At 63.0% G+C, this 14,383-nt stretch carries 15 protein-coding genes; 1 reads left to right on the top strand and 14 read right to left on the bottom strand.

Features of this window, described 5'->3' with window-relative positions; translation table 11 throughout:
• Positions 1-106 precede the first annotated feature (106 nt).
• Positions 107-394, bottom strand: coding sequence for a CtrA inhibitor SciP (sciP, locus tag AC58NV_RS01135; protein ID WP_366662792.1), 288 nt, complete (start codon positions 392-394; stop codon positions 107-109).
• 148 nt (positions 395-542) lie between these two features.
• Here sciP and mnmA point away from each other — a divergent pair, with 148 nt between their 5' ends.
• Positions 543-1,688, top strand: a complete 1,146-nt coding sequence (gene mnmA, locus AC58NV_RS01130) for a tRNA 2-thiouridine(34) synthase MnmA (RefSeq protein ID WP_497225508.1) — start codon at positions 543-545, stop codon at positions 1,686-1,688.
• Positions 1,689-1,956: 268 nt separating this feature from the next.
• Here mnmA and lpxB read toward each other — a convergent pair whose 3' ends face one another.
• From lpxB to pyrH, 13 genes are all read right to left on the bottom strand, one after another.
• Positions 1,957-3,123: a lipid-A-disaccharide synthase gene (lpxB, locus tag AC58NV_RS01125; RefSeq protein ID WP_497225507.1), complete on the bottom strand. Its 1,167-nt coding sequence runs from the start codon at positions 3,121-3,123 to the stop codon at positions 1,957-1,959.
• Positions 3,120-3,908, bottom strand: coding sequence for an LpxI family protein (locus tag AC58NV_RS01120; protein ID WP_497225506.1), 789 nt, complete (start codon positions 3,906-3,908; stop codon positions 3,120-3,122). The genes lpxB and AC58NV_RS01120 overlap by 4 nt, the downstream gene beginning before the upstream one ends.
• Before the next feature lie 4 nt (positions 3,909-3,912).
• Positions 3,913-4,698 carry an acyl-ACP--UDP-N-acetylglucosamine O-acyltransferase gene (lpxA, locus tag AC58NV_RS01115; RefSeq protein ID WP_497225505.1) on the bottom strand — a complete coding sequence of 262 codons (786 nt, stop codon included), beginning with the start codon at positions 4,696-4,698 and terminating at the stop codon, positions 3,913-3,915.
• Between the two features lie 2 nt (positions 4,699-4,700).
• Entirely contained in the window at positions 4,701-5,168 is a 468-nt protein-coding gene (fabZ, locus tag AC58NV_RS01110) for a 3-hydroxyacyl-ACP dehydratase FabZ (protein WP_222507126.1), read from the bottom strand.
• 75 nt (positions 5,169-5,243) lie between these two features.
• Positions 5,244-5,849: an OmpH/Skp family outer membrane protein gene (locus AC58NV_RS01105; RefSeq protein WP_497225504.1), complete on the bottom strand. Its 606-nt coding sequence runs from the start codon at positions 5,847-5,849 to the stop codon at positions 5,244-5,246.
• A gap of 4 nt (positions 5,850-5,853) precedes the next feature.
• A complete protein-coding gene (gene bamA / locus AC58NV_RS01100) occupies positions 5,854-8,247 on the bottom strand; it encodes an outer membrane protein assembly factor BamA (protein ID WP_497225503.1) in 2,394 nt (797 codons plus the stop codon).
• Positions 8,248-8,374: 127 nt separating this feature from the next.
• A complete protein-coding gene (locus AC58NV_RS01095; protein ID WP_366662799.1) occupies positions 8,375-8,500 on the bottom strand; it encodes a hypothetical protein in 126 nt (41 codons plus the stop codon).
• A 142-nt stretch (positions 8,501-8,642) separates the two neighbouring features.
• Entirely contained in the window at positions 8,643-9,992 is a 1,350-nt protein-coding gene (gene rseP, locus AC58NV_RS01090; protein ID WP_497225502.1) for an RIP metalloprotease RseP, read from the bottom strand.
• A 4-nt stretch (positions 9,993-9,996) separates the two neighbouring features.
• Positions 9,997-11,169, bottom strand: coding sequence for a 1-deoxy-D-xylulose-5-phosphate reductoisomerase (gene dxr, locus AC58NV_RS01085; protein WP_497225501.1), 1,173 nt, complete (start codon positions 11,167-11,169; stop codon positions 9,997-9,999).
• Between the two features lie 16 nt (positions 11,170-11,185).
• Positions 11,186-11,962, bottom strand: coding sequence for a phosphatidate cytidylyltransferase (locus AC58NV_RS01080; protein WP_497225500.1), 777 nt, complete (start codon positions 11,960-11,962; stop codon positions 11,186-11,188).
• Complete coding sequence (gene uppS / locus AC58NV_RS01075; protein WP_366662803.1) at positions 11,959-12,717, bottom strand: undecaprenyl pyrophosphate synthase; 759 nt, start codon at positions 12,715-12,717, stop codon at positions 11,959-11,961. The genes AC58NV_RS01080 and uppS overlap by 4 nt, the downstream gene beginning before the upstream one ends.
• 8 nt (positions 12,718-12,725) lie before the next feature.
• A complete protein-coding gene (gene frr / locus AC58NV_RS01070; RefSeq protein ID WP_222475486.1) occupies positions 12,726-13,289 on the bottom strand; it encodes a ribosome recycling factor in 564 nt (187 codons plus the stop codon).
• Positions 13,290-13,551: 262 nt separating this feature from the next.
• A complete protein-coding gene (gene pyrH / locus AC58NV_RS01065; RefSeq protein WP_497225499.1) occupies positions 13,552-14,301 on the bottom strand; it encodes a UMP kinase in 750 nt (249 codons plus the stop codon).
• Positions 14,302-14,383: the final 82 nt, after the last annotated feature.

The following is a 14,383-nucleotide window of genomic DNA, read 5'->3' as shown; positions in this document are numbered from 1 at the left end:
CGCCTGTACACTGTTTCCCTCAGGTCGCGTTAACCTTGGTGGAAAAAAGTTAATGCCTCGTTACCATGATGGTTAATTTACAATTTCAACTCAAGGGCGGTCTGATCTATTTTGCGTCCTGATCACGGTATTTCTTAAGACGTGTGGTTTTCAGGGCCTCTTCGCCATGGTCGGCAACTGCCGCAACCCAGCTGCGGAATTCCTCCTCGCTGAGGCCGTAGCGGCGCATCGCCTCCTTCTGCGGCAGCAGCCCGTAGAGCACGCCGCGCACAACCGCAGCCTTGCGTGAGGCAACCCAGCGCTTGGTGGTCTCCGGCGGCAAATCCGCCCGTGTCATAATTGTCCCGTCCGGCAGGGTGACTGCCCGCGGCCCGTCGACTTTCTTTAGAAACATCTTTCTTCCCTCTGAAGATCTTGTTCGTTGGGTCCGGCACCAGAATTTCCGAACAGGCTTAACGCCGCATGAACCACGCCCCTTGAGAGTCCTTAGGATTTTCATATATTCTGCGGCGCCTGCCCCCCTTGCCTTTAGGAGCTGCCCCATGGCGCTGGACCAAGATCTGGAACTGAACTCGCTCGGCTTTGCCAAACCGCCCTCGGAAACCCGGGTGGTTGTGGCCATGTCCGGCGGCGTCGACAGCTCTGTAGTTGCTGCATATTTGGCCGATCAGGGCTATGACGTGGTCGGCGTCACCCTGCAGCTTTACGATCACGGCGCGGCGCTGGCGAAAAAAGGCGCCTGCTGTGCGGGCATCGATATCCACGACGCGCGCCGTGTGGCAGAGGAGCGCGGCTTCCCGCATTACGTCCTGGATTATGAGAACATTTTTAAGGATGCGGTGATTGACGAGTTCGCCGACAGCTATCTGGCGGGCGCGACCCCGGTGCCCTGCATCCGCTGCAACGAGCGGGTGAAGTTCAAGGACCTCCTGGAAACCGCCAAGGACCTGGAGGCCGACTGCATGGCCACCGGCCACTACATCCAGCGCAAGATGGGTGAGCACGGTCCGGAGCTGCACTCCGCCGAGGATGCAAACCGCGACCAGAGCTATTTCCTGTTTTCCACCACGCCAGAGCAGCTGGATTACCTGCGTTTCCCGCTGGGGCATCTGCCGTCCAAGGACGCCACCCGTGAGATGGCGGCCCAGTACGGGCTGGCGGTGGCGGACAAGCCCGACAGCCAGGACATCTGCTTCGTGCCCAACGGCAACTATGCCAGCGTGATCGAGAAACTGCGTCCCGGCGCCGCTGAGCCGGGTGAGATCGTGCATTCCGACGGCCGGGTGCTGGGCAGCCACGAAGGGGTCATCCACTACACCATCGGCCAGCGCCGCGGCCTGGGCATCGGCGGTCTCTCGGAGCCGCTTTACGTGGTGAAACTGGACGTCGACAAGAAGCAGGTCGTCGTCGGCCCCAAGGATCTGCTGGCGACCCGCACCATCCCGGTGCGCGAGATCAACTGGCTGGGCGATGAGCCATTCACCAGCCGGGACGAATGGCATCTGAAGGTCAAGGTCCGCTCCACCCGCCCGCCGCGCGAGGCGATCATCCGGCCGCTCAGCGACACCACCGCGGAAGTGGAACTGCTGACCCCGGAAGAGGGCGTCTCCCCCGGCCAGGCCTGCGTGTTCTACGCCAACGAAGGCAGCCGCATCTTCGGCGGCGGCTGGATCTGGCGCGGCTACTGATCCCCTCCCGCCGGGTCAAGGGAGGCGCAGCCTCCGCGCGGCACGCGCGGCTTGCCCTTGACGCGGCATATCTTTCCAAAATGGACTGCGCGCCTGAGGGCAGACCTGCCCTTAGGCGCTTCTCAGCAATAAAGACCCGGCATTTGTACTATTATTGCCAGCCGCCCGCGTTCTGTGACCGCAGAGCGGCGCGCTCCGCACGGGTGCGCAAGCATCCGCGCCACCAGAAGCCGCGCGGCGGAGGCTCTGCATCCGGTGCGCTTCCGCCTCAGCCTGCATGCAAGCGGTCCAGCACCGAGCGGGCGGCACGCAGCCCAGGCGCTTCCCCGCCCTGCCCCAAGCGCTGCATGGTCAGTTCCATCGCTTCCAGCTGAGCACTTGGATTCGCTGCCAGCGCCTCCAGGCGGGCGGCAATGTTTTCCGCCGTGCAGTCCGGCCCCAAGCACTCCGGCACAACGCGGGTATCGCTGACCAGATTGACCAGCGTCACCGTGTCGATCAAAGCCATGCGCTTCATGATCTGCCAGGTCAGCCACTGGAACTTGTATGCGATCACCATCGGGGTGCGGGCTGCGGCCAGTTCCAAAGACACGGTACCGGAGGCGGCCAGCGCCAGGCTGGCCGAGGCAAAGGCGGCGCGCTTGTGCGCCTTGGCCGTAGCGGCGTCGAATTTGTTCGGATCGACCAGCACCGTCTCCTCGGGCCAGCTCAGCAAGGCGTCTTGCACCAGGCCGGCCACCGGGGCGGCGGCAGGCACGACAATCCGGTAGGCCGGGTTCCCGGCCGTGAAGCGGTGCAGCGCGCCGCCGAAATCCGGGGCTAGCCGCGACACTTCAGACCGGCGCGAGCCGGGCAGCGCCAGTACAAATGGCGCATCCCCCAAGCCGAATTCACTGCAAAAAGCGGCGACCTCCGCCTCCGACGCCTGCGGCTCCGCCACCACCGGGTGGCCGACGAAGTCGCAGTCCATTCCCGCAGCTTCCATATAGGGGGGCTCAAACGGCAAGAGCGCCAGCACGTGGTCGATGACCTCCGCCATCCTGGCCGCCCGTTTGGGCCGCCACGCCCAGACCGAAGGCGCCACGTAATGCACGGTGCGGATATTGCTTTGCGCCTTGACCAGCCGCGCCACGCGAAGGGAGAAGTCGGGGCTGTCGATAGTGATCAGCACATCCGGCCTGGTTTCCAGCACCGCGTCCGCCGTTTCCCGGATGCGGCGCTTCAGGTGGCGGTACTTGGGCAACACCTCTGCCAGCCCCATCACTGACAGCTCATCCATCGGAAAGCGGGACACCAGCCCCTGCTCCGCCATCAGCGCGCCGCCGATGCCGTCAAAGCTGACACCCGGTTCCAGCTGTTTCAGCCCCGCCATCAGCGCCCCGCCCAGCCGGTCGCCCGAAGGCTCCCCCGCCAGGATAAAAACCCGCAGGCTCATGCCTCGCGCAGCCAGAGGAACAGGCCCAGCCGGTCGCAGGCCGCAATCACCGCGTCCTGATCCAAAACGATGACGCCGCCCGCTTCCAGCACGATGCCAGAAAGGCCTGCCTTGGCCGCGGCTTCAACCGTTTCCACCCCGATGGCGGGAAGGTCGGCGCGGCGGTCCTGCGCCGGTTTCGGCGCCTTGAACAAGAGACCGCCCTGCCCATCCGGGCGCTGCTGCAGTGCGTTCAGCATCCAGTCGGTGCCAAACAGGTTCTCGACCGCAATCGCCTGCTGCTTGCGCACGGCACAGGACTGGCCGATATCAGCCGCAGACATTGCAGCTACGATCTCCGCGCCGCGCTCTGCGTCTGCCTTATCCAGCTCTCCCGGCTGCACCTTGGTTGGCACGCCTGCCGCCATCAGCAGATCAGGCGCCATCTCATGGGCAGCGCGGACAGCAAAGCCTGACTGCTCAAAAATGCCGATAATGGCCCGCAATGCCCCGTCGTCGCCTGCGGTCAACGCCGCCTGCAGCACCGGCACCAGCGGCATGGTGGCCGCATCAATCGCAGAGGGATCAATATGCGGGCGCCGCACCGCACCTGCCATGCAGATTTCGGTGACTTCGGCAGCCTTCAACCTTTCCAGAAAGCTGCCGAGCTGTTCAAACCGGAAGGTAATCTCCGGATCGACCGCATCAGGTTCCGAACCTGCCATCGCGCAAACCAAAGGTCGCCCAGCGGCACGGGACACCACTTCTGCCGGCAGCATGCCGGTGCCTGCAATCACTGCCAGCATCGCGTCAGCCTCCCGGGGTCAGGAAAGAGCGGTCGCTTTCGCCGGTGATGAAGGCAACGATCTCCTGCACATACTGGCTCTCGGTCTCATCGCCCAGCCGCTTGGCGCGCTCCTGGAAGGTGCCTTCACCCTGGGCCAGCATCTGAAAGGCTGCGCGCAAAGCGGTGATGTCGCTGCGGGCGACGCCGCGGCGCTTGAGGCCGACCAGGTTCAGCCCGTCCAGCTCGCCGCGCTGCGCCTGCACCAGGCCATAGGGGATCACGTCATTGGTCACCATCGTGACCGCACCGATGATCGCGCCTTTGCCGATGCGCACCCACTGGTGGATGCCGGACAGACCGCCGATGATCACATCGTCTTCCAGAACGCAATGGCCCGCCACCGCCGCAGAGTTCACCACGATCACCCGGTCGCCGACCTGAGCGTCATGGGCGATGTGGCACCCGGCCATGAACAGCCCGTCGTCACCGATCTTGGTCAGACCGCCGCCGCCCTCGGTGCCGGCATTCACTGTCACATGCTCGCGGATACGGTTGCGCTTGCCGATCACGGTCTTGCACTTTTCGCCCTTGAACTTCAGGTCCTGCGGGATCTCGCCCAGCACAGCAAAGGGGAAGACCACGGTTTCGTCGCCGATTTCCGTATCACCGGTCACGACGACATGGGATTTCAGAACAACCCGGTCCCCCAGCACCACTTCGGGGCCAACCACGCAGAACGGGCCGATCTCGCAGTCCTTTCCGATCTTGGCGCCCTCTTCGATCACGGCACTGGGGTGAATCCGGCTCATTCTCAATCGTCCTTCTGCACGTCGACCATGGCCGAAAATTCGGCTTCCGCCGCCACTTCGCCATCAACGGTAGCGCGGCCGGAGAACTTGAAGATCTTGCCGCCCGGCTTGCCGCGCAGGGTTTCCACATGCATCTCCAGCACATCGCCCGGCACCACCTTGCGGCGGAATTTGCACTTGTCGATGTTCATGAAATAGATCAGCAGATCGGTGTCGACCATATCCATGCCGACACCCAGCATCACCCCTGCGGTTTGTGCCATCGCCTCAATGATGGTGACGCCCGGCATGATCGGAGTGCCAGGGAAGTGGCCCTGGAAATGCGGCTCGTTCATGGTGACATTCTTGATGCCGCGGGCCGATTTGTAGCTGTCGATATCGACCACCTTGTCGACCAGCAGGAACGGATAGCGGTGCGGCAGGATCCGCTGGATCAGTTGAATGTCAGCGCTTTGCAGCTCGGTGGTCATGCTTGGTTTCCCATTTACGTCAAGAATACTGCGCTGTCCCTAGCAAGCGGACAGCCTTTGGGCAAGTTCGCGCGCTCAGCGTTCGCTTTCCTCTTCCTGCGACCCGTCTCCCAGAACCGCATCGATCCGGGCGATCGCCAAGGAAGTGATATCTGCCGAGTCCGCACTCAGAAAGACCGACGAGTGGTCGAGAATTGCTCCGGCTCCCGTTTCCCGCATGATCTGCTGCAGAACCGGCAGTGAGGCCTTGATGAACTCGCGCCGGGCTTCTTCCCCCATCTGGGTGATCTCGCGCAGCTTCTGATCCTGGCGGCGGCGGGTTTCCTGCACTTTCTCGTCGAAGGCATCAGCCAAGGCGCGGAACGCTTCGGGCTCCATTTCGCTGCGCCGTTCTGTGAGCTCCAGCTCTTCGTTGCGCAGCTCCGCTTCGATGCGCCGGTTTTCGGCGGTCAGCACCGCGCCCTCGGCTTCAATCTCGCGTTCCGCCCGCTTGCCAAAGGCGCTCTCAGAAAAAAGACGGTCCGGCTGGATCGTGAGGATACCGCTTTGCGGCAGCCCGAGCTGAAACTCAGCCCCGCCGTTTGCCGTGGCTTCCTGCGCGCGGGCGCCTGCGGTGCCCACGCAGAACAGCGCCAGGGCAAGCCCTAGCGCTGACCAGAATCCAGGCTGCGGCTGCCGCACCAGATCAGAACCTCGCCTGAAGGGTCAGGTCAAAGCTCTGCTCTTCATCAAAGTCCTCTTTCTTGAGGGCCTTGGAGAAGTTGAAGCGCAGGGGGCCGAACCCAGTGGTCCAAAGCAGCGAGACGCCGACAACGTGGCGGAAGGATCTGTCATTGCCGACAATTCTATCCGTCGCCAAAGTGTTGACGTCTTGCAGCCCCCAGAGTGCACCGACATCATAGAAGATACCGCCGCGCATACCCAGTTCTTCCGGCAAGCCCAAGGGAAACTCTGCATCAAACCGCGCAACGGCATAATAGTTGCCGCCCAGGAAGTCGTTGTAGTTACCACCGCCCGGATTGCCGGAGCCCTGATCCCGCGGCCCGATACCGCCAGGCTCAAACCCACGCATGATAGAAGGCGTCAGGATAAAGCGGTCGATCGACCGGCTGAACCCGCTGCCTTCCCATTGGAAAGCGCCGGCTTCCAGGGTGGCACGGATGGTTACTTCCTCATTCCAAATCTGCTTTTGGGCGACGAGTTTCGTATTGGCCTTGATGTATTCTGACTCACCGCCCAGACCTGCGTAGTCCGCACCGATTTCCACCAGGAAACCGGCGGTCGGATCGAGCCCAGTCAAGCGGCTGTCGTAACGGTAGGTAAAGCCGATTGCGCTGGCATTCCGTTCGCCTTGCGCGATTTCGCTACGAACCACCGGACCAGCCAGGTTCTGGTTGGTGTCGTCGTCGTCAAACAGCATCTCGTCCGCATCCCAGGTGTAGCGGACCCGCAGCGAGGTATCCTCGCCGGTATCGAACGTCAGCGCCGGCTGGAAAAAGACGCGCTTGGTCTTGTATTCAGAGAAGCTGGAGTCGGTTTCGTTCAGCCCCAGATCCAGGTCGAACCTCAGCTTCCGGCCCAGCAGGTAGGGTTCGGTGAAGCCCAGCACGTAGGAATCGGATTCCGTTGCTGTTGCGATATTGAGCGACAGCCGTTGACCGCGGCCCAGGAAGTTGTTTTCCGTCAGGCCGATGCTGAGCCCGAAACCGTCGGTGACCGAGTAGGCACCGCCCAGGTTCAACGAACCGGTCGGCTGCTCTTCGACGTCCACGTCGACAATCACCTGATCGGCGGAGCTGCCCTCGCGGGTTTCAACATCCGCATTGGCAAAGAAGCCGAGGGCGCGGATCCGTTCCGCGCTGTTGCGGATAGAGCGCGGGTTGAAGGGGTCGCCTTCCACCGACTGGAACTGCTGACGCACAACCCGGTCCAGCGTGGTTGTGTTGCCTTCGATGTCGATGCGCTCAACAAAGACACGCGGGCCGCGCGTCAGCACGAATTCGACATCCAGGGTCAGGTCGCGGTCGTTGCGGGTGACCCGCGGTTCAACGCGCAGAAAATCGATCTCATTCCGGACCGCCAGGCCTTCCATCCGGTCGATCGCATTTTCGACCAGCGTTGGCGTGTAGGTTACTCCCGGCTTGATCTTGAGGGTGGACGCGAACAGGTCTGCATCCGCCTCCGGCATCTCGCTGGTCACGGTGATATTGCCGAATTTGAACTGCTGGCCTTCGGTCACGTCAACAACCAGGAACACCGCATCGCGTTCCTCGGTCACCTCCGCATTGGTGCTGTTCACCCGGAAATCGACATAACCGCGCGACAGATAGAAATCGCGCAGAACCTGCTTGTCGAACTCCAGCCGGTCCTCGATCAGCGTGTCGGAGCGGATGAAACCGCGCAGCAGGCCCGCCTGTTTGGTTTCCAGAACCCGCCGCAGGCGGCGGTCGGAATAGATCCGGTTGCCGGTGAACGACACGCGCTCCACCTCAATGGTGTCGCCTTCGGAAATCTCAAACACCAGATCAACGCGGTTGTTGCTGCGGCGGATGATCCGCGGGGTCACGCGCGAGGCCAGGCGCCCCTGCACGCTGTAGGCTTCGGCAATCGCCGCGGCGTCGCGCTCTGCCTGCGTGGGGCTGAACACCCGGCGCGGAGCAGATTCGATGATCTGGTCCAGCGCATCGTCCTTGAGGCGTTTGTTGCCCTCGAAACTGATCTGATTGATGGTCGGGAACTCGGTGACCTTGATCACCAGCGTGCTGCCGCGCGGCACGATTTCCACTGTTTCAAATACGCCACTGTCAAGAATGCGCTGGTAGGCATCGTTCAGCTCGCCCGCGCTGACGGTCTGGCCCCGCTCAATGCCGGTATAAGCGACAACAGTGGACGTTTGAATACGCTGATTGCCCTCAACCTGCACCGAATTGAAGCGGTAGCTTTGCGCCTCGGCCGGCAGCGGTGCCAGCGCGTAACCCAGCGCAACTGCCAGAGAAATAGCAGAAACTTTCCGGTACAAGATATTGATGCCCGACTTGCGCTCGACACAGGACTTGCCTGCGTTTTTCCCCCAAACCATTTTTCAGAACCCGATTTTTTAAGCAGCTTTGCGACGTGCGTACCGGGTTTGAAAGCGCTTGTCAAAACCAACTAAAGCGCAACTTGAGGGCAACCGGCGCGGCGGGCTGGCGCGCCGGTTGCGGGAATCACAAGGTGGCGAGCCAGGTGCCTGCGGTCAGCGCTCCGAGAATGGCGAAACCGGTCAATGCCCGGTCCCAGTTCAGGCGCACCAGCAGGCCAAGGCCGCGGTAGGATCGCGAGAGTGTGTGCATCAGGTATCCCCCAGTTCTTCACCCATCCGCAGGCAGGCGCAGAGCGCGCCCAGCCGACGGGTTGAGGAAAAGTTAACAGGCGAATGTGGCAGCACTTGGGCGGCACTGCGGCCGCCCATTGTTGCCCGTTCCGCTGCACTGATCAGCAGAACAAATCGTTGCCGAGGGCAAACACCATCAGCGACAGCACTACGGCGATGCCAAAGGTCATCAGCACCCGCACTGCCCGGTCACTGGGCGGACGGCCCGCGACCGCCTCATAGGCGTAGAACATGAGGTGGCCGCCATCCAGCGCGGGCACCGGGAACAGGTTCAGCAGACCCACTGCTGTCGACAGAACCGCAATAAAGCGGACAAAGCTTTCCGCCCCCTGGCTGGCCATTGCGCCGGAAGTTTCGGCAATGCCGATCGGCCCCGACAGGTTGCAGGTGCTGATCGCCCCGGTGATCATGTGCTTCAGACCCGACAGCGAGGTCTCAACCACGGCCCAGACCTGATAGCTGCCCGCGGCCAGCGCCTCTCCAAAACCCGCGGCCTCTGTCGCCGGAGAAAAGGCCAGCCCGCCGACAATGCCGATCCGCCAGCGGGTGGCAAAGCCGCCATCCGGCTGCGGTTCATCGGTGCGCCGCGGCGCCAGCGCCATTTCGACGGTTTCGCCGCCGCGCCAGACATCCAACACCAGCACCTTGCCGTCGGCAGCCTCAACCAGGTCCTTCAGCTGCTCAAAAGACACCAGCGGCATGCCATCCACAGCAACAATCACGTCTTCCGGCTGCAGCCCGGCGTCAGCGGCAGCGCTGCGCGGCACCACGCCGTGCACATAGGGCGGGTACAGGAACGGCCCGTTGACCGTGATTTCTTCACCGCCCCGGCGCACGGTGTACTCCAACGGCTGCTGCTGCGGCAGCGACTCCCGGAATGTCTCCCAGGCATCGCTGTCCTGATAGTTCGGAACGGAAATCCCGCCCGCGGTGATCAGTTCATCCCCCTGCTGCAAGCCGTTCTCCAGCCCTGGCAGCGGTGCCAGCGTGCCAATGGTCAGGGGTTCGCGCATGTTGCCTTGCGACAGAGCAACAGCCGTAAAGATGATGGCCGACATCACGAAGTTGAACACAGGGCCTGCCGCAACCGTGGCCGCCCGCGCCCACAATGGCGCGCCATGCATGGTCCGGCGCAGGGCCGCCGGATCCTCCGCAGCGGCCTCCATCGCCTGTGCATCCTTGCCAGAGGCCGCATCGGAATCGCCCAGGAATTTCACATAGCCGCCAAAAGGCAGCGCCGCGACCTGCCAGCGGGTGCCGCGCTTGTCCATCCGGCTCCACAGCACCGGGCCGAACCCGATCGAGAATACTTCAGCGTGAATCCCGGACCAGCGGCCAACGATGTAGTGGCCGTATTCATGAACCGCCACGATCACCGACAGGGCGATGACAAAGCTGGCGATGGTATAAAGAAAACCACCGAACTGCGGGACAAAAGAAAGTACGTCCAAAGATCTACCCTATGTGTTCTTCTGCAGCGCGTGCCGCCTGTTGTCTGGCGACATGGTCAACCAGTGTCACGTTATCAAGTGTCATTGCGGCATCAATGAGGTCGCGTTCCACCTCAATCCGCTCCAGCACGGTGGCGGTCACCGCCGCCATATCAGTAAACCGGATGCGCCCGGCAATGAAGTCATCCAGCGCCTGTTCCTTGGCGGCGTTGAAAGCCGCGCCCATCATGCCGCCCCGCTCCATTACGTCGTAGGCTTGGCGCAGCGCCGGGTAGCGGGCCGGATCCGGGGCGCGGAAATTCAGCTGCCCGATACGCGCGAGGTCCAGGCGTTCCACCGGCAGGGTCTGGCGCGCGGGCCAGTGAAGCGCGTAGCCGATGGCATGGCGCATATCGGCAGCTCCCAGATGCGCCATCAGCGCGCCATCGTTGAAACCGACCAGCGCGTGAACCAGGGATTCGGGATGCACCAGCACCTCGATCTGCTCCGGTCGGACGCCAAAGTACTCCCGGGTTTCAATGACTTCCAGCGCCTTGTTGAACATCGACGCGCTGTCGATGGTAATCCGCTGGCCCATGTCCCAATTGGGATGCGAAGACGCCTGCGCCAGGCTTGCCTTGGGCAGATCCTCCAGCGGCCAGTCGCGGAATGCGCCGCCGGAGGCGGTGATGACGATCCGCTCGACCGCTTCTATTTCCTCGCCCACCAGCCCCTGGAACACGGCCGAATGCTCACTGTCGACCGGCAGCAGCCTGGCGCCATGCTGCTCCGCCGTTTCCAGCAGCAGCCGGCCTGCGCAGACCAGCGATTCCTTGTTGGCAAGCGCCAGCGTGGTGCCGTGTTTCAACGCCTCCAGTCCCGGGGCCAGTCCGGCAGCACCGACAATCGCCGACATGATCCAATCCGCCGGCCGCGCTGCCGCCTCGACCAGTGCCGCCTGGCCCGCAGCCGCCTCCACGCCGGAGCCTTCCAGCGCAGCCTGCAGATCCGGCAGGCGGTCCTCAAAGGCGGTGACAGCCACGTCCGCCCGCAGGGAAATGGCGTCTTCGGCCAGCCGTGCGACATTCGCGCCGCCGGTCAGTGCCACCACGTCATAGGCTTCGGGCGCGCGGCGGATCAGGTCAATGGTATTCTGGCCGATCGACCCGGTGGCGCCGAAGATCGAGATTTTCCGCATTTCTCTTCCTGACTGGTTATCCCCAGAAGGCGGCCACGGCCAGGAACATGGCCGCTGCGCCCAGCATACCGTCAAAGCGGTCAAACAGTCCGCCATGGCCTGGTATCAGCGCGCTGGAGTCCTTGACGCCCATCTTCCGCTTCAGGGCGCTCTCTGCCACGTCGCCGGCCTGGCTCGCCACTGACAGCAGAACCGACAGGGCAACGATACCAAAGCCCAGCCCCATCTGCCCGGCAAAGATAGCGCCCACGACGGCAGCTGCAATCCAGCCTGACGCGGTGCCGCTCCAGGTTTTCTTGGGGCTGACGCGCGGCCAGAACTTGGGCCCGCCAAGGGCCTTGCCCGTAAAATACCCCGCCACATCAGTCGCAACCACGATTCCGATCAGCCACAGCATCCACTCAACCCCCATCTGGCCGCGCAGCCAGATGAAGCCGAAACCCGCAAACAGCACCCAGATCGCGCAGCCGGAGAAATAGTGGCGGTTGCGCTCGAACTGGCTGAACCCGGCGGCCACAGGCGCTGCCAGCAAGGGAACCACCCAGATCACCGGCAGCAAGGCCGCCAGCAGAACCGCCACCGCAGAGACCGCGCCCAGTTGCAGCGCGAATCCGCCGCGCTCCGGCGCCAGCATCCGCACCAATTCCCAGATCATGCCGCCGCAGCACAGCGCGATCATCACATCAAAGACCAGCCCGCCGGCCCAGACGGCATAGCCGCCGGCTGCAACCATCACTATGGCCGACAGAACCCGCGGCAACAGGTCCGCCCAGCGGTCCTTGGCAGCGCTCATGTCTTGACCGCCCCGAACCGGCGGTCGCGGCGGCCGTAGCTGTTACACAGCCGCTCAAGCTCCTCCGCCGTGAAATCCGGCCACAGCGTGTCGATGAACTCATATTCCGCATAGGCGGACTGCCACAGCAGAAAGTTCGAAATCCGCGCCTCGCCGCTGGTGCGGATCACCAGATCCGGGTCCGGCAGCACATGAGTGTCCAGATAGCGCGGCAGGGTCTCTTCATCGACATCTTCTGGGTTCAGCCGGCCCTCGGCCACATCCCGCGCCAGCCGTTTGGTGGCACGGGCCACCTCGTCGCGGCCGCCGTAGTTCAGCGCGATGGTCAGCTGGGTGCCGCTGTTGCCTTCGGTCTTGCGCTCCAGCTTGTCCATCAGATCAATCAGCTTGGCATCCAGCCGCACCCGGTCGCCGATAAAGCGCACCCGGACGTTCTTTTCCGCCAGGGCATTCATCTCCTTAGAGATATAGCGGCGGAACAGGCTCATCAGACCGGCCACCTCGGTCTGCGTGCGTTTCCAGTTCTCGGTCGAAAAGGCGAAGATGGTCAGGTATTCCACGCCCAGACCCGGGCAGCACTCGACAACTTCACGGACCCGGCGCGCGCCGGCATGGTGGCCGAACAGTCGCGGCCGCCCGCGGGCCTGCGCCCAGCGGCCGTTGCCGTCCATGATGATGGCCACATGGCGCGGGCCGGAGCGGGCCGCCGGAGCCTCTCCGGCGGCACTCACTTGCGGATTTGCGTCTCCTGGCATTCTGCCCGTCAGACCTGCATGATCTCGGCTTGCTTGGTCTCAAGCGCCTCGTCCACATGCTTGATCATCTTGTCGGTCAGCTCCTGCACTTCGGCTTCCCAGAACTTCTGATCGTCTTCCGACATGCCGTCGGCCTTGGCTTTCTTGATCTGGTCCATGCCATCGCGGCGCACGTTGCGGATCGACACGCGGGCGTGCTCGGCGTACTGGCCGGCAACCTTGCCCAGTTCGCGGCGGCGCTCCTCGTTCAGCTCCGGGATCGGCAGCATGATGATGGTGCCGTTGAGCTGCGGGTTGATGCCCAGGCCGGATTCGCGGATCGCCTTCTCCACCTTGCCCACCAGGCCCTTGTCCCAGACGTTGATGGTGACCATGCGCGGTTCCGGCACGTTCACGGTGCCGACCTGGTTGATCGGAGTCATCGAGCCATAGGCATCCACCATCACCGGCTCCAGCATCGAGGCGGAGGCGCGGCCGGTGCGCAGCGAGGCGAATTCGGTGCGCAGATTGGCCATCGCACCGTCCATGCGGCGTTTCAGGTCGTCGGTATCCAGTTCAAAATCATCAGACATGCTGCTCTCTCCCCTTATCTGAGGCGGTCTTCCATTGGCTCATAAGCCATTGGAAGGCTGATGTATAGCGATGTTGCGGAGGATTTGCCGCCGCCGGGGCTGCACGTTCGCCCCTTGGCATCTTCCTCGTTGATGCACGATTTAGCGTGCCTGCCGCGGAATTCACGGGTTCGAGCCGTTCACGGAACAGACGCTGCGATTGAAGAATGCAAAAAACCGCGGGCCATCGGCAGCCCGCGGTTTCAGCTGGCCGCGTGAGTGTTTAGCCCTGCACCTTGGTGTAGGTCCCCTCACCCGACAGGATGCCGCGGAAGCCGCCCGGCTCATCCAGCGGGAAGACAATCAGCGGCAGGTTGTTGTCGCGCGCCAGGGCAATAGCCGAGGCGTCCATGACCTTCAAGCGTTTGGCAAAAACATCGTCATAGCTGATTTCGTCATAGCGGACCGCATCGTCGTGTTCCTTGGGGTCCTTGTCATAGATACCATCGACCCCGTTCTTGCCCATGAAGATCGCCTCGCAGGCCATCTCGTTGGCGCGCAGCGTCGCGGCGGTGTCGGTGGTGAAATAGGGGTTGCCAGTGCCGGCCGCAAAAATGCAGACCCGTTTTTTCTCAAGGTGGCGCACGGCGCGGCGGCGGATGTAGGGCTCGGCGACCTCATCCATCCGGATCGCCGAGATCACCCGGGTGAACACGCCCAGGCCTTCCAGCGCGGACTGCATTGCCAGCGCGTTCATCACGGTGGCCAGCATCCCCATGTAATCGGCGGTGGTGCGCTCCATCCCCTGGGCCGAGCCGGACAGCCCGCGGAAGATGTTGCCGCCGCCGATCACCATGCAGATTTCCACCCCCATGTCGTGCACCGTCTTCACCTCGCGGGCGATGCGCTGCACGGTCGGCGGATGCAGGCCGAATCCCTGGTCGCCCATCAATGCCTCGCCCGAAATTTTCAGCATGACGCGTTTATAGGCGGCGGCCGGATCCAGTTCCGGCTTTTCGTGCGGTTGAGGCATGTTGCACTCCAGAAGATGTGAGGGTTAATTTGCGCGGCAAAATGAAGTAAATCGCTGCCGGTTTCAATCCGCGCAGCGCAGT

This window comes from Leisingera sp. ANG49, assembly GCF_059694505.1.
This window is presented reverse-complemented; position numbering and strand designations above follow the sequence as displayed.

Excerpts from the sequence above, each read along its gene's own strand:
- fabZ (WP_222507126.1), bottom strand. The coding sequence starts at position 5,168 with ATGACCACCGAGCTGCAAAGCGCTGACATTCAACTGATCCAGCGGATC.
- bamA (WP_497225503.1), bottom strand. The coding sequence starts at position 8,247 with ATGGTTTGGGGGAAAAACGCAGGCAAGTCCTGTGTCGAGCGCAAGTCG.
- lpxB (WP_497225507.1), bottom strand. The coding sequence starts at position 3,123 with ATGAGCCTGCGGGTTTTTATCCTGGCGGGGGAGCCTTCGGGCGACCGG.
- lpxA (WP_497225505.1), bottom strand. The coding sequence starts at position 4,698 with ATGAGCCGGATTCACCCCAGTGCCGTGATCGAAGAGGGCGCCAAGATC.
- frr (WP_222475486.1), bottom strand. The coding sequence starts at position 13,289 with ATGTCTGATGATTTTGAACTGGATACCGACGACCTGAAACGCCGCATG.
- uppS (WP_366662803.1), bottom strand. The coding sequence starts at position 12,717 with ATGCCAGGAGACGCAAATCCGCAAGTGAGTGCCGCCGGAGAGGCTCCG.
- pyrH (WP_497225499.1), bottom strand. The coding sequence starts at position 14,301 with ATGCCTCAACCGCACGAAAAGCCGGAACTGGATCCGGCCGCCGCCTAT.
- mnmA (WP_497225508.1), top strand. The coding sequence starts at position 543 with ATGGCGCTGGACCAAGATCTGGAACTGAACTCGCTCGGCTTTGCCAAA.
- dxr (WP_497225501.1), bottom strand. The coding sequence starts at position 11,169 with ATGCGGAAAATCTCGATCTTCGGCGCCACCGGGTCGATCGGCCAGAAT.
- sciP (WP_366662792.1), bottom strand. The coding sequence starts at position 394 with ATGTTTCTAAAGAAAGTCGACGGGCCGCGGGCAGTCACCCTGCCGGAC.
- AC58NV_RS01120 (WP_497225506.1), bottom strand. The coding sequence starts at position 3,908 with ATGCTGGCAGTGATTGCAGGCACCGGCATGCTGCCGGCAGAAGTGGTG.
- AC58NV_RS01095 (WP_366662799.1), bottom strand. The coding sequence starts at position 8,500 with ATGCACACACTCTCGCGATCCTACCGCGGCCTTGGCCTGCTGGTGCGC.
- AC58NV_RS01080 (WP_497225500.1), bottom strand. The coding sequence starts at position 11,962 with ATGAGCGCTGCCAAGGACCGCTGGGCGGACCTGTTGCCGCGGGTTCTG.